Origin of the sequence: Roseburia inulinivorans DSM 16841, assembly GCF_000174195.1 — a bacterium.
In the GTDB taxonomy this organism is placed as follows: Bacteria; Bacillota; Clostridia; order Lachnospirales; family Lachnospiraceae; genus Roseburia; species Roseburia inulinivorans.
Genome location: NZ_ACFY01000086.1, coordinates 1 through 19,840 on the forward strand (window position 1 = coordinate 1; position 19,840 = coordinate 19,840).

19 protein-coding genes and 1 other RNA gene are annotated in these 19,840 nt (G+C 41.0%); 16 read left to right on the forward strand and 4 right to left on the reverse strand.

Annotated features, from left to right (window positions below):
* Window positions 1-78 precede the first annotated feature (78 nt).
* Window positions 79-333, forward strand: a complete 255-nt coding sequence (locus ROSEINA2194_RS08535; protein WP_007885717.1) for a hypothetical protein — start codon at window positions 79-81, stop codon at window positions 331-333.
* On the opposite strand, the gene ROSEINA2194_RS08540 is transcribed toward ROSEINA2194_RS08535, so the two are convergent.
* Entirely contained in the window at window positions 330-662 is a 333-nt protein-coding gene (locus ROSEINA2194_RS08540) for a helix-turn-helix domain-containing protein (protein ID WP_007885718.1), read from the reverse strand. The two genes, ROSEINA2194_RS08535 and ROSEINA2194_RS08540, sit on opposite strands and share 4 nt — an antisense overlap.
* A 171-nt stretch (window positions 663-833) precedes the next feature.
* On the opposite strand from ROSEINA2194_RS08540, the gene ROSEINA2194_RS21995 reads away from it, so the two are divergent.
* Window positions 834-2,114 carry a flagellin N-terminal helical domain-containing protein gene (locus ROSEINA2194_RS21995; RefSeq protein ID WP_007885719.1) on the forward strand — a complete coding sequence of 427 codons (1,281 nt, stop codon included), beginning with the start codon at window positions 834-836 and terminating at the stop codon, window positions 2,112-2,114.
* Window positions 2,115-2,393: 279 nt separating this feature from the next.
* Here the strand turns inward: ROSEINA2194_RS21995 and ROSEINA2194_RS08550 are convergent, their stop codons facing one another.
* Together ROSEINA2194_RS08550 and ROSEINA2194_RS08555 are read right to left on the reverse strand one after the other, a co-directional pair.
* On the reverse strand, window positions 2,394-2,981 hold the full coding sequence (locus tag ROSEINA2194_RS08550) for an NADH peroxidase (protein WP_007885721.1): 588 nt from the start codon (window positions 2,979-2,981) through the stop codon (window positions 2,394-2,396).
* Between the two features lie 152 nt (window positions 2,982-3,133).
* The gene (locus ROSEINA2194_RS08555) at window positions 3,134-3,517 is read right to left on the reverse strand and encodes a Fur family transcriptional regulator (RefSeq protein ID WP_007885728.1); all 384 of its coding nucleotides are present in this window, start codon (window positions 3,515-3,517) and stop codon (window positions 3,134-3,136) included.
* A gap of 212 nt (window positions 3,518-3,729) precedes the next feature.
* On the opposite strand from ROSEINA2194_RS08555, the gene ROSEINA2194_RS08560 reads away from it, so the two are divergent.
* Window positions 3,730-4,674, forward strand: coding sequence for a DUF6128 domain-containing protein (locus ROSEINA2194_RS08560; protein ID WP_007885729.1), 945 nt, complete (start codon window positions 3,730-3,732; stop codon window positions 4,672-4,674).
* A gap of 32 nt (window positions 4,675-4,706) precedes the next feature.
* On the opposite strand, the gene ROSEINA2194_RS08565 is transcribed toward ROSEINA2194_RS08560, so the two are convergent.
* Window positions 4,707-5,297: a GNAT family N-acetyltransferase gene (locus ROSEINA2194_RS08565; RefSeq protein ID WP_007885736.1), complete on the reverse strand. Its 591-nt coding sequence runs from the start codon at window positions 5,295-5,297 to the stop codon at window positions 4,707-4,709.
* 140 nt (window positions 5,298-5,437) lie between these two features.
* Here ROSEINA2194_RS08565 and tadA point away from each other — a divergent pair, with 140 nt between their 5' ends.
* The 13 genes from tadA to ROSEINA2194_RS08625 all read left to right on the forward strand — a co-directional run bounded on the left by tadA (window position 5,438) and on the right by ROSEINA2194_RS08625 (window position 19,814).
* The gene (gene tadA, locus ROSEINA2194_RS08570) at window positions 5,438-5,932 is read left to right on the forward strand and encodes a tRNA adenosine(34) deaminase TadA (protein ID WP_044927540.1); all 495 of its coding nucleotides are present in this window, start codon (window positions 5,438-5,440) and stop codon (window positions 5,930-5,932) included.
* 41 nt (window positions 5,933-5,973) lie between these two features.
* Window positions 5,974-6,236, forward strand: an RNA gene (gene ffs, locus ROSEINA2194_RS20355) — signal recognition particle sRNA large type.
* A 138-nt stretch (window positions 6,237-6,374) separates the two neighbouring features.
* Window positions 6,375-6,866: a hypothetical protein gene (locus ROSEINA2194_RS08575; protein WP_007885739.1), complete on the forward strand. Its 492-nt coding sequence runs from the start codon at window positions 6,375-6,377 to the stop codon at window positions 6,864-6,866.
* Between the two features lie 142 nt (window positions 6,867-7,008).
* Window positions 7,009-7,992 (forward strand): phosphate acetyltransferase, encoded by a 984-nt coding sequence (gene pta / locus ROSEINA2194_RS08580; RefSeq protein WP_044927541.1) that lies wholly within the window; start codon window positions 7,009-7,011, stop codon window positions 7,990-7,992.
* 461 nt (window positions 7,993-8,453) lie between these two features.
* Window positions 8,454-9,320, forward strand: coding sequence for a YitT family protein (locus tag ROSEINA2194_RS08585; RefSeq protein ID WP_044927542.1), 867 nt, complete (start codon window positions 8,454-8,456; stop codon window positions 9,318-9,320).
* 167 nt (window positions 9,321-9,487) lie between these two features.
* Complete coding sequence (locus ROSEINA2194_RS08590; protein ID WP_007885744.1) at window positions 9,488-10,696, forward strand: UTP--glucose-1-phosphate uridylyltransferase; 1,209 nt, start codon at window positions 9,488-9,490, stop codon at window positions 10,694-10,696.
* A gap of 331 nt (window positions 10,697-11,027) precedes the next feature.
* Window positions 11,028-12,146, forward strand: coding sequence for a galactose ABC transporter substrate-binding protein (locus tag ROSEINA2194_RS08595; protein WP_007885746.1), 1,119 nt, complete (start codon window positions 11,028-11,030; stop codon window positions 12,144-12,146).
* A 264-nt stretch (window positions 12,147-12,410) separates the two neighbouring features.
* The gene (locus tag ROSEINA2194_RS08600; protein ID WP_007885748.1) at window positions 12,411-13,919 is read left to right on the forward strand and encodes a sugar ABC transporter ATP-binding protein; all 1,509 of its coding nucleotides are present in this window, start codon (window positions 12,411-12,413) and stop codon (window positions 13,917-13,919) included.
* 17 nt (window positions 13,920-13,936) lie between these two features.
* Complete coding sequence (locus ROSEINA2194_RS08605) at window positions 13,937-14,926, forward strand: galactose/methyl galactoside ABC transporter permease MglC (protein ID WP_007885750.1); 990 nt, start codon at window positions 13,937-13,939, stop codon at window positions 14,924-14,926.
* 96 nt (window positions 14,927-15,022) lie between these two features.
* Window positions 15,023-15,334, forward strand: a complete 312-nt coding sequence (locus ROSEINA2194_RS08610) for a hypothetical protein (RefSeq protein ID WP_007885752.1) — start codon at window positions 15,023-15,025, stop codon at window positions 15,332-15,334.
* Between the two features lie 43 nt (window positions 15,335-15,377).
* Window positions 15,378-16,988 (forward strand): response regulator transcription factor, encoded by a 1,611-nt coding sequence (locus ROSEINA2194_RS08615; protein WP_007885753.1) that lies wholly within the window; start codon window positions 15,378-15,380, stop codon window positions 16,986-16,988.
* The gene (locus ROSEINA2194_RS08620) at window positions 16,985-18,850 is read left to right on the forward strand and encodes a sensor histidine kinase family protein (RefSeq protein ID WP_007885754.1); all 1,866 of its coding nucleotides are present in this window, start codon (window positions 16,985-16,987) and stop codon (window positions 18,848-18,850) included. Before ROSEINA2194_RS08615 ends, ROSEINA2194_RS08620 begins: the two co-directional genes overlap by 4 nt.
* Window positions 18,837-19,814: a substrate-binding domain-containing protein gene (locus ROSEINA2194_RS08625; RefSeq protein ID WP_007885756.1), complete on the forward strand. Its 978-nt coding sequence runs from the start codon at window positions 18,837-18,839 to the stop codon at window positions 19,812-19,814. The genes ROSEINA2194_RS08620 and ROSEINA2194_RS08625 overlap by 14 nt, the downstream gene beginning before the upstream one ends.
* Window positions 19,815-19,840 lie beyond the last annotated feature (26 nt).

Genomic DNA, 19,840 nt, shown 5'->3' on the forward strand with positions numbered 1-19,840 from the left:
TATGGTGATGCTAGAGAAAGATAGTTTAAATAATATAAATTATGGGGTGCTATTTGGAAGCTCTAGGAAAGTGAGGCTATGACAATGTGTGAATTGTTAAAAAAAATATATGATGAAGTTCTTGTATATGAAAAAGATATTGTAAATAGAAATAAAAATGTTGATAAAACTGTGAAGGAGTGGTTAAAACCTTATCAAAAAATATTATCTGACCATGATTATAATGAGTTTAGCGAAATGATATTTTCAGTTGTTTCAATGGCTGAGCAGACAGGCTTTGAAAATGGAGTAAGGTTTGCTGTTAAAATGTTGTACTCGCTATTAAATGATTAGAGTAAGTCAATCATTTTTAAAATTCTGGTTTTCTTATCGGTATCACAATACTTTATTTTATCAATAATCTTGTCGTCTAATGTTTTTTCCCTATTCTTGTTGATTTCAAAGGTGTATTCATCACTAATAAAGTAGTCCACACTGCAGGAAAGGATATTGGCAATTTTAATAAGAGCAGTTAATGAAGGATTTGCACGACCGCATTCAATGTTGCTGATATGGGATGGATTAACATCTAAGGCATTGGCAATATACTCCTGTGTAATACCTAATTCTTGACGACGTTGCTTTATTTTTAATCCGATAACCTTAAAATCTAGATCAGCCATAGTGATATCCCCTTTTATTAGTATGACATAATTTTAAGGGACTATTCCTGTTGGCATAATGATTTAATACAAAATAACATTAGCCATAACTAATGTTATGGAGATATAATGTCGATATAAAAATAAAGTTAAGGATAATTTTTTATATGAAACTCATGGAGGAGAAAAAATATGCAGGTTTTGGCTCACAATTTAGCAGCACAATTTACCAGTCGGCAGTTAACTATGACAACTGATAAAAAGACGAAATCATCCGAAAAATTAGCATCTGGATATAAAATTAATAGAAGTGCAGACGATGCTGCGGGTTTACAAATCTCCGAAAAAATGAGAAGTCAGATCAGAGGATTGAATCAGGCTTCTGAAAATATACAGGATGGTATTTCTTTGTGTCAGGTTGCGGATGGAGCGTTGAATGAATCACATGCTGTATTACAGAGAATGAGAGAGTTGTCTGTACAGGCAGCTAATGATACTAATTCGGATGAGGACAGAAACGCTATTCAGCAGGAAATAGATCAGTTGACAAAAGAAGTAGATAGAATTGCAAATGATACAAGTTTTAATGAGGAGATTTATCCGCTGAAAGGAACTGGCTTATCTGGAAATGATTTATCAGGAAAAATAGGATTGTCACTTGCAAATTTATCACTGAGAGTAAATAATTTAAAACCATATACCTATACTACGTCAAAAGGGCAGGAATTTATAGACCTAAAGTTTAAATTACTTCCTTCAACAAGCAAATTGCAAATTTGCACATTAAATGGAACTGTTATATATGAAGAATATGCGACAGATGGTCTAGATAAAGTAAAAAATAATTATGAAATAGGTGATCATAGATATTATTCGTCTCTAAGTGCTCCTAATTCATATTTTACTTCTGGTGGTGCAACTTTTGGATTCTGGAATCAGACCAGTGTAACTAATGCAGAAGTAAACGAATGGTTGAATCATACAATTTTTACATATTGGATCGAAAATGATAATTCAATGGTTCATGCAACCACACAAAGAGATAATAACTCTAACACATCAAACAATAATTTTAAGCAGATATGGATTCAAATGGGCGCGCAAAAGGATCAGGGTATGTTTCTTAATCTGGTAAATGCAACAGCAAAAGGAGTTGGTATCACAGACCCTGCACTAGATGTTACAAACTATGCAAATGCAAGTACATCAATTTCCAGATTGGATGATGCAATTAGCAAGGTAAGTTCCTACAGAAGTTCCTTTGGAGCACAACAAAATCGATTAGAACATGGAAAATTGGTTGATGATAACACCGCTGAAAATACACAAAATGCGGAATTAAGAATAAGAGATGTTGATATGGCAAATGAGATGGTGGAATACTCTAAAAATAATATTTTGGAACAAGTAGGACAAGCTATGTTGGCACAGGCAAATCAGAATACACAAAACATATTATCTTTGTTAAATTAAAAAGTAAAGTGTGATGGAAGATATCTTTGTAAATGGAGATATCTTCCTTTTATGTAATAGGGAGAAAACACTACAAGCCGAGCCAGCTCGAATACGCTGCGCTTCTTCTTGCTGTGGGCTGTCGCCCAATAAGTCTAATAACAAGCCATGCCCATTCGGAATTCGCTACGCTACTTCCTCATGGACGGCTGGCGCCGTATACTAAAAAAGAAGACGTTACATCTTAGTGAACAAGTTCCAACGATGTATCGCCTTCTTTTTTATTGCATGGCTTGTAGCTTATCCAAAGTATCGATCCAATAATCCTTTTAATGCTTTGCCGTGACGAGCTTCATCTCTTGCCATCTCATGAACAGTGTCATGGATTGCATCAAGGTTGTTTTTCTTAGCGCATTTTGCAAGATCAAATTTACCTGCAGTAGCACCGAACTCACAGTCGACTCTCCATTTCAGGTTATCTTTTGTAGTAGCTTTCATGTTTGGCTCTAAGTCCTCACCTAACATCTCAGCAAATTTTGCTGCATGTTCTGCTTCTTCGTAAGCAGCTTTCTCCCAGTAAAGACCAATTTCCGGATATCCCTCGCGGTGAGCGATACGAGCCATGCAAAGGTACATACCAACTTCAGAGCATTCTCCTTCGAAGTTTGCTTTTAACTGATCGAAGATGTATTTCTTGTCTTCATCGCTGATTTCGGGATTGTTTTTTACTGTTTTTGCGTAAACGCCATATTCATGTTCTGCAGCAAGTGTAAGATCTCCTTCTACTTTTTTGAACTTATCAGCGCCTACATGACAGACTGGACACTCTGCTGGTGCAGCATCTCCTTCATAAACATATCCACATACTGTACAAACCCATTTTGTCATAATTTTGTTCTCCTTTTCTTATTTAAATTTTATTTAGCTTTTGATAATAGTAACTATTACTGATTTTAATTTAAAAAATATATTTTGTCAATACTTTTCTTATATTTTTTATAGAAAGCTGTATAGTTCGCAGAACAACTGGAACTGTACCGTTAACTGTTCTTTTTACAGTCTGCGCACTTTCCATAAAAATATGTAATATGACCTTCAATTTCACCATCAAATCCCTGATTTGCAAGGACATTGATATGATCCAGACCATCTACGGAAAGGTCTAAAACGCTGCCACAATGTTTGCAGATAAAATGATAATGTGGAGCCGGATTCCCGTCAAAACGGTCAGGTCCGATACCGGTCGATAATTTCTGAATCTCACCGATGTCAGAAAGTAATGACAGATTACGGTATACAGTGCCGAGACTGATATTCGGAAACTCTTCTTTGATGCCGAGATAAACAGTTTCAGCAGTAGGGTGGTCATATCTGCCGGCAAGGAAGGTCTTGATTGCTTCACGTTGTCTACTATATTTTAGCATGATAATCACCCTTTCTTTTTAATAATAGTAATTGTTACTGATATTATAATAGCAGAGAACCATACTTCTGTCAAGAATAAAGAAGATAAATTTAAACATTTCTGTGATCACTCAGCCACGCTTCATAATGTAAGTTTTTTGAAAAATCACGCATATCATAACCGACCAATGAATATATATAGTAGCAACAAAATAAATGCCGGGAGCATCCGATGGCAGGAATCAAACGTTTTATTACATATATATATGCATACGAAAACGGAACAAAAGGAATCAACGCGGGATTTGCAAAAGTGGAGATCAGGGGAAATGAATGCAGGATTGAAGTGCATCTGCGTGGAACACCAATTCGGATGGGAATGGATCAGGTATACCTTTTTAAAGTAGAGGGAGGGCAGATGCTTGCGTTCCCGATGGGAGAGATGAGAATGATAAAAGGAAGCGGAGATTATGGAACAATTATAAAAGCAGATCAGATTGGAGGATCAGAATACTCGTTTGCCGAGATGGATGGAATGGTTTTTGCAGGAGAGGAAGGCGCGATTGCCATGACACGCTGGACGGAAGGAGAGCCATTTACAGTAAAAACAGAAAATATCAGGTTGTGGGAACCGCAAAGATTTGACGTGGGTGGAACAGAAAACCAGAAAGAAAATGAGAAAAACGAGAATATCGCGGAAAGAGCGACCGCTGAAAGAGTGAACGCGGAAAAAGTGACCGCGAAAAAAACGGAAAATCCTGCAGATAAAAACGGAGAAAATGCTGCAGAGGAGCTTCATGCAACGGAAATGCCAATGCGCAATATTTTTCCGAAGTTTGTCTGGGTGGACACGTGGGAGCGGTTCAAAAACACGTATCCCTATTTTACATTGCCGGAGGATAAAAATGTGGAGTGTGTGCGCATTGAACTGAAAGACCTGCGTGAACTGCCGCGGAAATACTGGTATCTTGGAAATAACAGCTTTTTGCTGCACGGATTTTTCAATTACCGCTATCTGGTGTTAGGAAAGCTCGAAGAGGACAAATGGTTTATCGGTGTCCCGGGGATTTATCAGCAGCAGGAGCGCATGATGGCAGCAATCTTTGGTTTCCCGGAGTTTATGACGACCGATCACATCAATCAGTTTGGCTATTGGTATCACACGTTAGACGAATAATACAGGACAATAATTGAGAGGGAACTGTCCGTTTATGAATGGATTTCATCGGGATTTAAGATAGCGTAGCGGATGTGATCTTCCCATTTTCCCTGAATGAGAATACTGTCGCGCTCAATTCCTTCCTCGAAAAAACCTGTGGCATGCAGCAGGTTTTTGGAAGGCGTATTTTCAGGCATGCAGCGGGCAAAGATTTTGTGGAGTCCGAGACCATAAAAGCCGACAGACAGTGCCATAGACAGAGCTTCTCGGGCATATCCATGATGCTGATAAGACGCATCGAATTTATAGCCGACCTCACTCGTGAAATAAGGCATTTTTATAATATTGTGCAGACAGACCGTGCCGATGATGGTAGATGGATCTTCTTTCAAAAAAACATAAAAGCGCACACTGGAAAGCTTGAGCGCAAGTTTTAACTCGCATCTGGCGAGCGTCTGCTGGAAATCGAGTGTGTAATAATTCTCAGGGGCGGTTGGTTCATATTTTTCAAAGCAGGAGCGGTTACGATATAAAAAATCATGGATTTCCCGCAGATAATCCGTGGAGGGAAGCCGTAAAATTAATCGCTCTGTTTCGTAGGAAAAAGAAAGCCCGGTGGGCAGTTGTGTGTGATTCTGCATAAAAACCTCGAATGGAAAAATTCTTATATAACATTATATACGACACCACAAAAAAAGCAAAAATATTTCTATGGTAGTGATGCGATAAATAGTGTATCATTGTATACAGAGTACCAGAACAGGAAAACAGAAAAATGAAAATGACGCAGGACGAAAAATATATGAAGGCAGCCATCCGCGAGGCGAAAAAAGCATATGCCCTGGATGAGGTGCCGATCGGGTGCGTGATCGTGCAGGATGGCACGATTATTGCGAGAGGATATAATAGAAGAAACACCGAAGGAAATACGTTGGCACACGCGGAATTGACCGCAATCAAAAAAGCGAGCAAAAAGACTGGTGACTGGCGATTAGAGGATTGTACGATGTATGTGACATTGGAGCCATGCCAGATGTGCGCCGGAGCGATCGTGCAGAGCCGCATGAAAAAAGTGGTCATTGCCACGATGAATCCGAAGGCAGGATGCGCAGGTTCGGTGCTGAATCTTTTACAGATGGCTGCATTTAACCATCAGGTGGAGATTGAAAAAGGCGTTTTGGAGGAAGAGTGCTCGATGATGTTGTCTGATTTTTTCCGGGAGTTAAGAGAAAAGAAAAAGAGGAAAAAACAGGAAACGGTGACAGATTCCCTGTGAACTCTTGACAATGAAGGTTATTATAAGCTATACTTAAATCTCCGAGCAGCCGGGGTGGCAGCGGTACCCTGAACCAGCAATCCGCTATAGCTGGGGTGATATCAAACTGAGGGTTATCTCTTTGCGGAGCAGCCCTTCATAAGTGGCGTTGACGTTTGGGTCTTACGCAACAGGAATTTACGAACCGGGTCAGGTCAGGAATGGAGCAGCCCTAAGTAAAAGCTCTTGTGTGCCGTGAGGGTGCCTGGACCGAGTTAACTGTGGAGGTAACGTCCGTGGACTGGACTCGAAGGGCGATGCTCGGATTTTAAATTTAAGAACAGAAACCGTAAAGAGCCGCAGCAGTGATACTACGACTCTTTTGTTATAAGAAAAATGCATAAGACAGAATGTTTTTCTGTTGGCAAAAACGTTCTGAAACTACAAAAAAGGAGAAAAGCGAATGTGGGATAAAGTGAGAAAAAGAATTGTTGATGCATGCGATGTGATGGATATGGTCATGGCGGCAGTTGTGGTCATTGGAATTGTGATAGCGGTGATCGGAATTTTTCCACAGATTGGAGAACTGTGGCGTCACAGAGAGGAGACGGTTGCGTTTTTAGAATTTCTGGATGCAGTGCTCGGCGTTGTCATTGGTGTGGAATTCCTAAAAATGTTATGTAAACCAAATACTGCCAATATTATTGAAGCCCTGATTTTCGTGATCGCGCGTCATATGATTGTGCAGACAACGACAGCCGGAGAAGATCTGGTTTCCGTGATCAGTATCTGTATGCTTTTCCTTTTCCGCCGTTTTATGCTTGCGACAAAACCGGACAAGGAACATCATGTGCCGAATATTTTTAAGGCGATCAAGATCGCACAGTCGCCGGAATTTCAGGAAGCATTAAAAGAAACAGAAGAACATGAGACAATTTCTCAGGATGAAAAATAAAACTGCATTTATTTGAATACAAACATTGAATTTCCAAAAAACTGCTATATAATGTAAGCATGTCACGGCAAAAGTGCCGAAAATTGTGTTTATCCGGTACATAGACACGGTTTTAGAGAAAAAGAAAAGTGAGGAAAATAAAATGTTTGGATTTGGTCAGTTAATTGACATCTTGAAAAAGAACCCGAAAAAAATTGTTTTTACAGAAGGAAATGATCCTCGTATCTTAGAGGCAGCTTCCAGACTTCTGGCAAGCAATTTCTTACATCCAATTTTAGTTGGTAACCCGGATGAGATTGCAAAAGTAGCAGAGGAGAGCGGTTTCAATATCCGTGGAGCAGAGATCATCGATCCAATGAAGTATGACAGATTTGACGAGATGGTTGAGATGTTCTGTGAACTTCGTAAGAGCAAAGGTGTTACACCAGAGCAGGCAAGAGGAATTCTTTCCCAGGCAAACTACTTTGGTACCATGTTAGTAAAAATGGGAGTTGCTGATTCCCTTCTTGGTGGAGCAACATACTCTACAGCAGATACAGTACGTCCAGCATTACAGTTGATCAAAACAAAACCAGGTAACACGATCGTATCTTCCTGCTTCATCATGGTACGTCCGGCAGCTACGGGCGAGAACGAAGTACTTGCAATGGCTGACTGTGCAATCAACATTCATCCAACAGAGGACGAGTTAGTAGAGATCGCTGGCGAGACAGCAGAGTGTGCTAAGATTTTCGGTATCGATCCAAAGGTTGCATTCTTAAGTTACTCAACACTTGGTTCCGGTAAGGGCGAGGATGTTGACAAGATGCGCAACGCAGCAGCAAAAGCAAAAGAAAAATATCCAGAGCTTCCAATCGAAGGAGAAATCCAGTTCGATGCAGCAGTTTCTCCACGTGTTGCACGTACAAAATGCAAAGATTCTCAGGTTGCAGGACATGCAAACACATTTGTATTCCCTGACATCAATGCTGGTAACATTGGTTACAAGATTGCACAGCGTCTTGGTAACTTCGAAGCTTACGGACCAATCTTACTTGGCTTAAATGCACCAATCAACGATCTGTCCCGTGGATGTAACGCTTCTGAAGTATATTCTATGGCAATCATCACAGCAGCACTTGCTTAATTGCAATTGATCGGAACATAATAATAAGAAAGAACCGTATGCGAAGAGCGTTTGAAAGAATGTTTTCGTGTGTCGGTTCTTTTTTGTTATGGCGACGACCGCTAATCGGAGCGAGATTCGCAGAGCATATCTTGTCTCTGTGATTGGAAACACTTGAATCGTGAAATGGTATTTTGAATTTATATATGATTCTCGCAGACTGAATCATATAATTAGAATATGTGGATGAAACTGGGGAAGTATCAGATAATATGTGGATAACTATGTGGATAATGTGAATAAGTCGGTGAACATAGATAAATAATATTAATTGTTATACAATTAAAAAGAAATACGAAAAGAATTATAAAATGGAAATATATCTTTTTCTTTGATTGTATAGTAGAATATGTGTGCAATTCACATAATAGGAAAAAAAGATTTGCAGAAAATAACAAATGAATCAAACAGAGGAAAAAACAATGTTTAAAAATGCAGGACGTGTAAAACGCACAATAGAAGAATATTTTGTACTTACCGTGGCAACGCTTATTCTGGTTGTCGGCGTGTATGTATTCAAGTTCCCGAATAACTTTTCTTTCGGTGGAGTGACTGGTATTGCGGTCGTTTTGAGCGCCATTATGCCGACAACCCCTGGAAATATCACATTTATTATCAATATGGCACTGCTTGTGCTGGGATTTATTTTTCTTGGAAAAAGTTTTGGAATCAAGACTGTCTATGTCAGTGTGCTGATGTCAGTTGGGTTAAGTGCAGCGGAGAAATGGTTCCCAATGTCTGCGCCACTCACCTCACAGCCGGTGCTGGAACTGATCTATGCGATCGTGCTTCCGGCGGCGAGTTCAGCCATCTTATTTAATGTCGGAGCTTCCGGTGGTGGTACGGATATTATCGCCATGATCTTAAAGAAATACACGAAACTGAATATCGGAGGTGCGCTGTTTCTGGTAGACCTGTTTATTGTACTTGCATCCTGCCTTGTCTTCGATGCGCAGACAGGTCTGTTTTCCCTCTGCGGACTTCTGGCAAAATCACTGGTGGTCGACAATGTGATCGAGAGTATTAACATGTGCAAATACTTCACCATTATCTGCAATGATCCGGAACCAATCTGTGAGTTTATCACCCAGAAGTTAAACCGCAGTGCAACGGTATATCATGCCGAGGGTGCTTATCAGCATAACGACAAAGCAGTTATTCTCTCTGTTATGAAGCGAAGCCAGGCTGTGGAACTCCGTAACTTCATCCACGAAAACCAGCCGTCCGCTTTCATTGCGATCACCAACAGCAGTGAGATTATCGGAAAAGGTTTCCGCGGGTTGAATTAGAAAACCAGAATTGCGAAAAAGTCCGAAAGTTTGCGGACATAGGGAAATTATGCTAAAATAGACGGCATATAAGATGAATGAATTTGACGGAAATTTGTTCAAAAATAACAGGTTTTATCGAACACTAAAAGGAGAGATAAAACAGGAGAAAACAGGAGAAGGATTTCATGAAAATTTGGGAAGATGAGAAACAGGTGTACATCAGAGCGAGCATGGAGCGCAATACGCCGGAACAGAATGCAGCGCTCAAAGAGCGTTTAGAACAGATCGACTGGTCGATTTTAGAACATATCCAGAGAAAAGAGACTGTGAATGAGCGCGGTGTGTTCGCACCGTTAGAAGCAGTGGAAGTGCCGGAGATCGAGGCGCGCAGAGACGAGTTTAAAGCAGCAGGACTGGATGCAATCCGGGCAGGAAAAGTAGGAGCAGTGCTTTTAGCTGGCGGACAGGGAACAAGACTGGGGTTGGACAGACCGAAGGGAACATTAAATATCGGTGTGAACCGGGAACTTTATTTATTCGAGCAGCTTTTCCGTAATCTGATGGATGTGACGGATGAAGCCGGTGCTTACGTTCCAATGTACATTATGACAAGCAATATTAATCATAAAGATACCGTTACTTTTTTTGAGGAGCATCATTATTTTGGCTATCCAAAAGACTATGTAAAATTTTTCATTCAGGAGATGGTTCCGGCATGTGACCACGAGGGACGTGTCTATATGGAATCTGATACCGAGGTGGCAATGTCTCCAAACGGAAACGGTGGATGGTTTGGTTCCATGGTGAGCGCAGGATTATTAGATGACATCCACGCAAGAGGACTTGAATGGATCAATGTGTTTGCAGTGGACAACTGCTTACAGAGAATTGCGGATCCGCTATTTATCGGCGCAACAATCGTTTCTGGCTGCGAGAGTGGAGCGAAGGTAGTGCGCAAGGCGGCACCGGATGAAAAAGTTGGCGTGCTTTGTACTGAGGATGGAAAACCATCTATCGCAGAGTATTATGAGATGACGCAGGAGATGGCAACTGCAAGAAAAGAGAATGGAGATCTGCTTTACGGCTTTGGCGTGATCTTAAACTATCTTTTCTCTGAAAAAAAATTAGAGCAGATCGCAGACGCACGTATGCCGATCCATGTGGTGGAGAAGAAAATTCCTCATATTGATTTGGAAGGAAATATGGTGAAACCGGAGCAGCCAAACGGATACAAGTTTGAAACTTTAGTGCTGGATATGGTACATATGATGGATGACTGCATTCCATATGAAGTTGTGCGTGAAAGAGAATTTGCACCGATCAAAAACCTTCACGGCGTGGATTCCTTAGACACTGCGAGAGAGTTGCTGAAAGGCTGCGGTGTCACATTATAATACCTTTGAAAAAAGCGGTCACTTTACAGAAAAAAGCAAAAAAGAACATGAAAAACCGCGTAAAACGGGCGTTTGCCGGGAATCCTGGCAGACGCCCGTTTTGTGCAAAAGACCAAAGGAAATCTAAGAAATTTCGTAAAAACAACAGAAAAAGGAGAAAAATAACTAAAATATAACAAAAATACACTTTTCATATTAAACATATTGCACAATGAATACAGAAGAATTTTCAAGAAAGAAAGAAGTATTTTATATGTTTTTTATAGGGGCGATTGCTATAATTCATCATGTAACAAGAAGTTACCAAATACATTAAGGGAGGTTTTCTTATATGAAAAAGAAAGTAGTTAGTGTAATTCTTGCAATGACAATGGTAGCATCCATGGCAATGGGATGCGGAAGCAGCTCTGATACAACAACATCAGACAATTCAACAACAACCACAACAACAAATGATGCAGTAGCATCCACAGAGGCATCCGATGCAGCAGACGCAACAGCAGATGCAGCAAACGGAGACTTAGCTGATAAAAAAGTTGGTGTATGTATTTATCAGTTCGCTGATAACTTCATGACATTATTCCGTGGAGAACTTGAGAACTACTTAGTAGAACAGGGATTCTCAAAAGACAATATCACAATCGTAGATGGTGCTAACGACCAGGCTACACAGACAAACCAGATCCAGAACTTCATCACACAGGGTGTTGACGTTTTGATCATCAACCCGGTTAACTCTTCATCCGCAGAGACAATCACAGATATGGTTGTTGAAGCTGGTATCCCTCTTGTATACATCAACCGTGAGCCAGATGCTTCTGAGGAGCAGAGATGGGCAGATAACAACTGGGATGTAACATACGTTGGATGTGACGCTCGCCAGTCCGGTACATACCAGGGCGAAATGATCGCTGATCTTGGTCTTGACACAGTTGATATGAACGGAAACGGAAAAATCGACTACATCATGATCGAAGGTGACCCGGAGAACGTTGATGCTCAGTATCGTACAGAGTACTCCATCAAAGCTCTTGAAGATGCCGGATTAGAAGTAAACTGCTTAGACGATCAGGTTGGTATGTGGGATCAGGCTACAGCACAGCAGTTAGTAGCTAACTCCTTAAGCCAGAATGGTAATGATATCGAAGTTGTATTCTGTAACAACGACGCAATGGCACTTGGTGCTTTACAGGCAATCGAATCTGCAGGACGTACTGTAGGTGAAGATATCTACTTAGTAGGTGTTGATGCTTTATCAGAAGCACTTGAAGATGTTCTTGCAGGAACAATGACAGGTACTGTATTTAACGATCACTTCTCACAGTCCCACAGTGCAGCAGACGCAGCTATCAACTACTTATCAGGTGCTGGAAACGAGCACTACATTGGTTGTGACTACGTGAAAGTTACAAAAGACAATGCCCAGGAAATCCTTGACATGGTTAAATAATCAATCATTGCTACATTGAAAAAGTAAAATGAAAAAAGCGGTGCGGGTGTTTGAATGGCACCCGCACTTGTCTTGAAAAAAGACTGACACAAGACGATCTTAATTGATTTGATAACAAAAAGAATTATGAAAATGTCATGTATTTGAAACAGCGGAAGTAATAATGGGTAAGGAATTCTGAATATTGACATTACACAGATTTTTGATCTGTATCAACATAAAATAAAACAGGTAATAGACCTGAATTTATAAAGGAGGAGCAAAATGGCTGAATATAAACTGGAGCTTAAGGGTGTTTGCAAATCTTTCCCTGGTGTAAAAGCGTTGGATAATGTACAGCTTTCATTAAGACCAGGAACAGTTCATGCACTGATGGGCGAAAACGGTGCAGGAAAATCCACTCTGATGAAATGCCTTTTCGGTATTTACAGAATGGATGCGGGGGAAGTCATTCTGGATGGCAAGAAGATTGAGATCAACAATCCGGATGAGGCAATGAAGTATGGTATTGCGATGGTACATCAGGAATTACAGCCGGTACCTGCAAGAAGCGTGGCAGAGAACCTTTATTTAGGACGTTTCCCAACCAAGGGATTCGGACCATTTAAGATGATCGACCACAAAACTATGTATGCAGAGACAGAGAGATGGTTAAAAGAGGTAAAAATGGATTTTGATCCAAAAGCACAGCTTGGATCTCTTTCCATTGGACAGATGCAGTCCGTAGAAATTGCAAAGGCAGTTTCACAGCAGGCAAAAGTCGTGATCTTCGACGAGCCGACATCTTCTCTTTCTGATAACGAAGTAGAAGCACTGTTCCGTATCATGAATGATCTGAGAGACAAGGGCGTTGCAATGGTTTACATTTCCCACAAGATGGATGAAATCAAGCGTATCGCGGATGATATCACGATCATGAGGGATGGTACCTATGTAGGAACCTGGCCGGCAGCAGAACTTTCAACAGACCAGATCATTGCAAAGATGGTAGGCCGTGAACTTACCAATGTATATCCACCGAAGGAGAACAAACCGGGTGAAGTCATCATGGAAGTAAAAGACTTATGTTCTATCCATGAAAAATCATTCCAGCATGTAAGCTTTGAATTGAGAAAAGGTGAGATCCTTGGATTTGGTGGACTGGTAGGTGCACAGAGAACCGAGTTGATGGAAGGTATTTTCGGTATCCGCGGTATCGCATCCGGCGAGATTTATATGCACGGCAAGAAAACCAGGATCAAACATCCTATTGATGCAATGAATGCAGGTATCGGACTTATTACAGAGGATCGTCGTGGAAATGGTATCTTCGGATGTCTTTCCATCAAAGATAATGTAGGTGTCTCTGTATACAATAAATTCCTTAAAGCAGGATTTGTGTTAGACCACAAGAAAATCAATCAGGTTGTGGATGACAGCATTAAGAAGTTAAGCATTAAGACACCAAGTATGAAGGAACACATCGCAAACCTTTCCGGTGGTAACCAGCAGAAGGTTATCGTAGCAAGATGGCTTGCAAATGATCCTGACGTACTGATCATGGATGAGCCGACCCGTGGTATCGACGTCGGTGCAAAACATGAGATTTATGAGATCATGAGTGATCTGGCAAAACAGGGAAAAGCAATCATTATGATCTCATCAGAAATGTCAGAACTTCTTGGTATGGCAGACAGAATCTGCGTTATGTGTAACGGTAAACTTACCGGCGAGATCGATCAGCCGGAAGAGATGACTCAGGCAAGAGTCATGGGCTTCGCAACCAAATTCTGATAGAGGAGGACAATAGAATGGAAAAGACAAAACAGCAGAAAGCAAAAGATTTTATTATCAACAATGGCGTTATCATTGTAATGTTTATTCTGGTTATCTACACCGGATTGACATCTGATAACTTCCTTACACGAAACAACTTAATGAACATTTTGATGAACATGAGTTCACGACTTGTCATCGCCCTTGGTATTGCAGGATGTGTAATCACCGCAGGATGTGACCTTTCCGCAGGACGTATGATCGGTTTCGCAGCATGTATTGCCGGTACATTATTACAGCGTATTGATTATTCCGGAAAGTTCTTCCCGGATATGCAGCCAATGAATGTATTCCTGGCATTGATCGTTGTCATGGCAATCTGTGCAGCATTTGGTAGTATCACAGGTTTCTTCATCGCTTACCTAAGCGTACCTCCATTCATCGCTACGCTGGCAATGATGGAAATTGTTTATGGTATTTCACTGATCTACACAGGAGCTACACCACTTGGTGGTTATGTAAAATCCTACACAGATATCGCAAACGGCAAATTCCTTGGAATCAGCTGGCTGATCTGGATCGCAATTTTAGTAGCAGTTATCACATGGTTCATTTTCAACATGACACGTCATGGAAAATATATGTATGCGATCGGTGGTAACCCACAGGCAGCAGAAGTTGCTGGTGTTCCTGTAAAAGCAACTATGATCTTAATCTACATGAAAGCAGCAGCTATGTATGGTCTTGCAGGTTTCATGCTTGGCGCAAAAGCCGGTGGTGCATCCGTTAACTTAGGATATGGTTACGAAATGGAAGCGATCGCAGCTTGTACGATCGGTGGTGTATCCGTTACAGGTGGACGTGGTAAAGTTTCTTCCGCTATCATCGGTGTTGCTGTATTCGAGTTATTAAAAGCAGCATTACAGTACTTGGGAGTAGATGCGAACGCACAGTACATTGCAATTGGTATCGTAATCTTCGTAGCTATTTCTCTTGATATCAGAAAATACGTTGCTAAGAAATAATAAAATACAAATAATTTTGAAACATCATATGTTTTATATTATAATAATAGCGGCTGGAGCTTTTCAGCCGCTATTATTACTTAAGGGAGAAAAAGAATGACAACACAGACAATTTTAGAACAGGCAGGAATTCCATTACTTTTATTTGTGATCTGTATGTATTATGGATTGAAACTGATGATTTTGCAGGATGTTTCAACCATTCGGGGAAAGAATAAAGAACCGGTAAAAGATGAAAAGGCGTATGCAAAAAAAGGTGGAGCGCTCATTCTCTTTTTTGGTTTTGCAACACTTGTAATGACGTTTCTTCTTTTTGTGGATCTTTATGTCGCACTGGCACAGATTGTAATCTGTACGATTATTTTTGGCGTTTTGTGGAAAAAAATGAATGACAAATACGGTGCATAAAGAAAGATGGAAAAGAAATAAAAGAAAATAAAGGGCAGAAATTATGAACCAATATACCGTTTTACTTGTAGATGATGAGGAAGAAGTGTTTCAGGTCATCATGAAAAAACTCGATTGGGAGAGCATGGGATTTTCCATTGCAGGCTATGCCAGAAATGGTGTGGAGGCGTTGGAAATGGCGGAGGAACTGCAGCCGGATGTGGTCATGACAGATATCAAGATGCCATATATGGACGGGCTTACACTCTGCAAAAAGCTCAAAGAACTCTACCAGAAAGTGAAAGTGATCATTTTCTCCGGCTTTGATGAATTTGAGTATGCGAAAGAGGCAATTAAAATTGAGGCCGAGGAGTATATTTTAAAACCGATCAATTCCAATGAACTGCGGGAAGTGTTTGAGCGGATCAAGGTCAACCTCGATAAAGAGCTGGACGAAAAAAGAAATATCGACAAACTGCGGGAATATTATATGGAAAGTCTTCCTGTTTTACAGGAGAATTTTTATACTTCGCTGATTGAAGGAAGAATCCCGGAGTCACAGATTGAAAAGTATGTGCAAAACTATCAGATCAACCTGACAGGACCATACTATGTGGTCACTGTTTTACATATCAGTACAACGAATCCGGAAAATGTGCCAATTGATCCATTTTTACTCACTGTCTCTGTGAAAAAACTTGCGGAGGAACAGTTGACCGAAAAATGGAATTGCAGGACGGTGACCTATCTTGGAGATATCCTTGTGATCGCACAGCTTTCCGATGTGGACAGCGTCACACATTTTACCGATGATATGGATCGGTTCTGCAAAATGGCAAAGCGTGTCTGCAAGGCGACTGTCACCGCGGGAATCGGTCATGTGTGCAATCAGCTTTCGCAGCTTTCACTCTCTTATCACGGTGCAAAGAATGCAACCTCTTATCGTGTTTTATATGGAAATACAAGAGCCATCAATATCGCAGAGATGGATCCACAGGAGAGCGTGGATGAACACTGGGAGGAAGCTTACATCGAGAAAATTTTAAAGAAAGTCAAGATGGGCGAGCAGGAGCCGTTGGAGGAAGCAATTGCAGAGTTTACGGGGCAGATGGCAAAGACGAGAATGTCTCTGCAGAACTACCGGATTCTTGTCATGGAACTGATTGCAGAAATTTTCCGGTTTGGAAGCAATAACCAGATTAACATGGACGAAGTGTTTGGCAACAACAGCGATTTATATAATCAGGCATTACAGTTGGAATCCACAGATGCGCTTGGTGCATGGCTGAAGGAAAACTGTATGAAGATGCAGCGCCAGGTGACAAATGAACGTCAGGACACCACAAAATCTTTTGTGACAAGAGCAGTAGAGTATGTGAAGGAGCATTATGCAGATCAGGAGTTGAGTATTGAGACGATATGCAGTTATCTGAATGTGAGTGCAGCATATTTTTCCACTGTTTTTAAGAAGGAAACCGGAAAAACATTTATCAATTATCTCACGGACTATCGCATGGAGCAGGCAGTGGATCTGCTTTTGACGAAAGACGAGAAAACTTATATTATTGCAGAAAAAGTTGGATATTCTGATCCGAACTATTTCAGCTATGTGTTTAAAAAACAATTTGGAATGTCACCATCAAAATATAAGGCAGGTAAGTTGGGCGAAAAGTGAAAACAATAGAAAAATTTTACCGGAAAATAGCGGAATACCTTGCAAAACGTGTCAAACCCCAGACGATACAGTTTACGATATCGGTTTCATTTACGATTGTCTCTGTATGCAGTATGGGGATTCTTGGCGTGACACTTTATAATCGTTTTGTCAATCGAATGGAGGACATGACAATCGAAAGCTCGGAGCAGCTTTTGAATCAGACTGCCATCAATCTGGAAACGTATCTTAGAAACATGCGGCGCATTTCGGATGCGATGTACTATAGTGTCATTAAGGATAAGGATCTTGCAGTGGATTCTGTGGATGAGGAGATGAACCTTTTATATGAGGCGAATAAAGACAACCTGATCAGTATCGCATGTTATACGAACGATGGTAAACTGGTTGCAGCAGCACCGGTCACCAATGAGAAGGATAATTCGGACATTGTCGATCAGGAGTGGTTTGTCAATGCGGTGGATCAGATGGAAAACCTGCATTTTTCCACTCCACATGTACAGAATCTGTTTGATAATGCAGCTTACCGCTATTACTGGGTTGTTTCCTTAAGCCGTGCAGTGGAACTGACAAGCAACGGAAATTCTACGCTGGGTGTTTTGCTGGTTGATATGAACTACAGCAGCATTGAGCAGCTTTTTAATAAGGCAAATACAGATAATTCATCGGAATATGTCTATCTGATGGACAGCGATGGTGAGATTATCTATCATCCGAAGCAGAAACTGATTTACACGAATCTTTATGAGGAAAATAATCTTGAGGCGGTTCATTATGATGACGGTTCCCATCAGGAGATTTTTCAGGGTGAAAAGAGACTTATCACCGTCAAGACGGTCAGCTATACCGGTTGGAAAATTGTGAGCGTTGTGCCAATGAGCGCCTTTAATATGGGACTTTACGGTACGCGAATGTTTGTGATTATGTTGATGGCGTTGTCGATGCTGCTGATTATTATCATCAATCAGCTTGTGTCTGCAAGAATCGCAAAACCATTACAGCGTCTGAATGAATCCGTCAAAGAATGGGAAGCGGGAAATCTGAATCCTACTATATATGTAGGCGGATCGTTGGAAGTAGAACATCTGGGAAAGACGTTGCGCTCTACGGTAGAACAGATTAACCAGTTGATGCATGATATTTTGTATGAACAGGAAGAAAAAAGAAAAAGTGAACTGGATGCATTGCAGTCACAGATCAATCCACACTTTTTGTATAATACACTGGATTCTATTGTATGGATGATCGAGGGCGAACGCTACGAGGATGCGGTCTTTATGATCACGCAGCTTGCGAGTCTGTTCCGTATCAGTCTAAGCCGCGGAAAAACGATCATCAGCGTTGAAGATGAGATCAAACACGCAAAGAATTACATGAATATCCAGAAAATTCGTTATAAAAACAGCTTTGCAATTGATTTTTCCATAGAGGAGGAAATTTTGCACTGCTGTACGGTAAAACTCGTGGTGCAGCCGCTGTTGGAAAATGCGATTTATTATGGCGTGGAAGGAATGGACGGTGAAGGCGAGATCCATGTAAAAGGTTACCGGAAAGAGGACGATATTTATATAGAAGTCAGCGATAACGGACTTGGTATGCCGCAGGATATGGTGGAACAGCTTTTGACCGACAATAACCGTGTGAGAAAGCATGGTTCCGGTGTGGGTGTGATCAATGTACATAATCGTATCCGTCTGCGGTTTGGCAAGCCATATGGCCTTGAAATCGAGAGTATGCCGGATGAGGGAACCACCATTCGTATCCATTTGCCGTATATTCCATATGAACCGGAAAAACTGGAACTGCTGGAAAACGGAAAGATGCAGGAACTGAAAGGGGGAAAGAGCAATGAAGAAAAATAGGATTTATTTTGGATTGCTCATTCTTGCCCTGGTAGTGACGATTGTCTGGACATCCGCTGGCATGCTTGGAGTGAATAAAGAAGAGAAAAAATACAGTGTGTCTGTGATCGTCAACGACAGCAACAATGACCGCTGGATCGCAATGCGCGAGGGACTGGAGCAGGCAGCGAAAGATGACGATATTCAGTTAAATTATGTTTCCACCGGTGTCTTTGCGAGTGAAGATGAAGAAAAGGCGCTGATCGAGCGTGAAGTGGAGAATGGAGCAGATGGAATTATCGTACAGCTTGTCTCAAGTGAGGACACATATGCAGTTTTTGAGAAAATAGATTCTTCTGTAGCGGTGATGTTATTGGAAACAGATGCGGTGTCGGAGGGAGTTTATTCCGTGACAGCCCCGGATAATCTCTGGATTGGTGAAGCACTGGCACAGACAGTTTTGCAGGATTATGGGGATTCTTTATCTGAGAAAAAAATTGGAATTCTCAGCGGAAACCAGAATCAGCTTTCCATGCAGCAGAGGCTTGGCAGCGTGAAAAAGCTGCTGGAGGATGAGAACATAGAGCCGGTCTGGATTTTATCCGGTCAGGGGGAGAATCTGTCATCGGAACTTGTGACAAAACAGGCAGATGAACCGGTGGATATTCTGATCACATTGGGAAATGCGGAGACAGAAACAGCAGTGGATTATCTGCAGGCGGATACCAGTTATAAACGACAGTTTATGATTTATGGGGAAGGGTGTTCGGATAAAACGGTATATTATCTGGACAAAGGCATAATTAAGTCGCTTGTAGTACCAAATGAATTTAACATGGGATACCAGAGCGTACATACGATTGCGGAACAAATCAAATACAAGTTTTCCAGTGCTGAAAGCACAACGGTGGAAAGTCTTGTGATCAATAGACAGAATCTGTATGATGAGGAGAATCAGAAGATTTTATTCCCAATTGTACAGTAAATCAGGAGAATCATGGTATAGGGAAA

Bases quoted from the DNA above. Each gene is read 5' to 3' on its own strand.
- tadA (WP_044927540.1), top strand. From the start codon at position 5,438: ATGACGCAGGACGAAAAATATATGAAGGCAGCCATCCGCGAGGCGAAA.
- ROSEINA2194_RS08625 (WP_007885756.1), top strand. From the start codon at position 18,837: ATGAAGAAAAATAGGATTTATTTTGGATTGCTCATTCTTGCCCTGGTA.
- ROSEINA2194_RS08590 (WP_007885744.1), top strand. From the start codon at position 9,488: ATGAAAATTTGGGAAGATGAGAAACAGGTGTACATCAGAGCGAGCATG.
- ROSEINA2194_RS08605 (WP_007885750.1), top strand. From the start codon at position 13,937: ATGGAAAAGACAAAACAGCAGAAAGCAAAAGATTTTATTATCAACAAT.
- pta (WP_044927541.1), top strand. From the start codon at position 7,009: ATGTTTGGATTTGGTCAGTTAATTGACATCTTGAAAAAGAACCCGAAA.
- ROSEINA2194_RS08595 (WP_007885746.1), top strand. From the start codon at position 11,028: ATGAAAAAGAAAGTAGTTAGTGTAATTCTTGCAATGACAATGGTAGCA.
- ROSEINA2194_RS08565 (WP_007885736.1), bottom strand. From the start codon at position 5,297: ATGCAGAATCACACACAACTGCCCACCGGGCTTTCTTTTTCCTACGAA.
- ROSEINA2194_RS08575 (WP_007885739.1), top strand. From the start codon at position 6,375: ATGTGGGATAAAGTGAGAAAAAGAATTGTTGATGCATGCGATGTGATG.
- ROSEINA2194_RS21995 (WP_007885719.1), top strand. From the start codon at position 834: ATGCAGGTTTTGGCTCACAATTTAGCAGCACAATTTACCAGTCGGCAG.
- ROSEINA2194_RS08610 (WP_007885752.1), top strand. From the start codon at position 15,023: ATGACAACACAGACAATTTTAGAACAGGCAGGAATTCCATTACTTTTA.
- ROSEINA2194_RS08615 (WP_007885753.1), top strand. From the start codon at position 15,378: ATGAACCAATATACCGTTTTACTTGTAGATGATGAGGAAGAAGTGTTT.
- ROSEINA2194_RS08585 (WP_044927542.1), top strand. From the start codon at position 8,454: ATGTTTAAAAATGCAGGACGTGTAAAACGCACAATAGAAGAATATTTT.
- ROSEINA2194_RS08600 (WP_007885748.1), top strand. From the start codon at position 12,411: ATGGCTGAATATAAACTGGAGCTTAAGGGTGTTTGCAAATCTTTCCCT.
- ROSEINA2194_RS08540 (WP_007885718.1), bottom strand. From the start codon at position 662: ATGGCTGATCTAGATTTTAAGGTTATCGGATTAAAAATAAAGCAACGT.
- ROSEINA2194_RS08535 (WP_007885717.1), top strand. From the start codon at position 79: ATGACAATGTGTGAATTGTTAAAAAAAATATATGATGAAGTTCTTGTA.
- ROSEINA2194_RS08555 (WP_007885728.1), bottom strand. From the start codon at position 3,517: ATGCTAAAATATAGTAGACAACGTGAAGCAATCAAGACCTTCCTTGCC.
- ROSEINA2194_RS08550 (WP_007885721.1), bottom strand. From the start codon at position 2,981: ATGACAAAATGGGTTTGTACAGTATGTGGATATGTTTATGAAGGAGAT.
- ROSEINA2194_RS08560 (WP_007885729.1), top strand. From the start codon at position 3,730: ATGGCAGGAATCAAACGTTTTATTACATATATATATGCATACGAAAAC.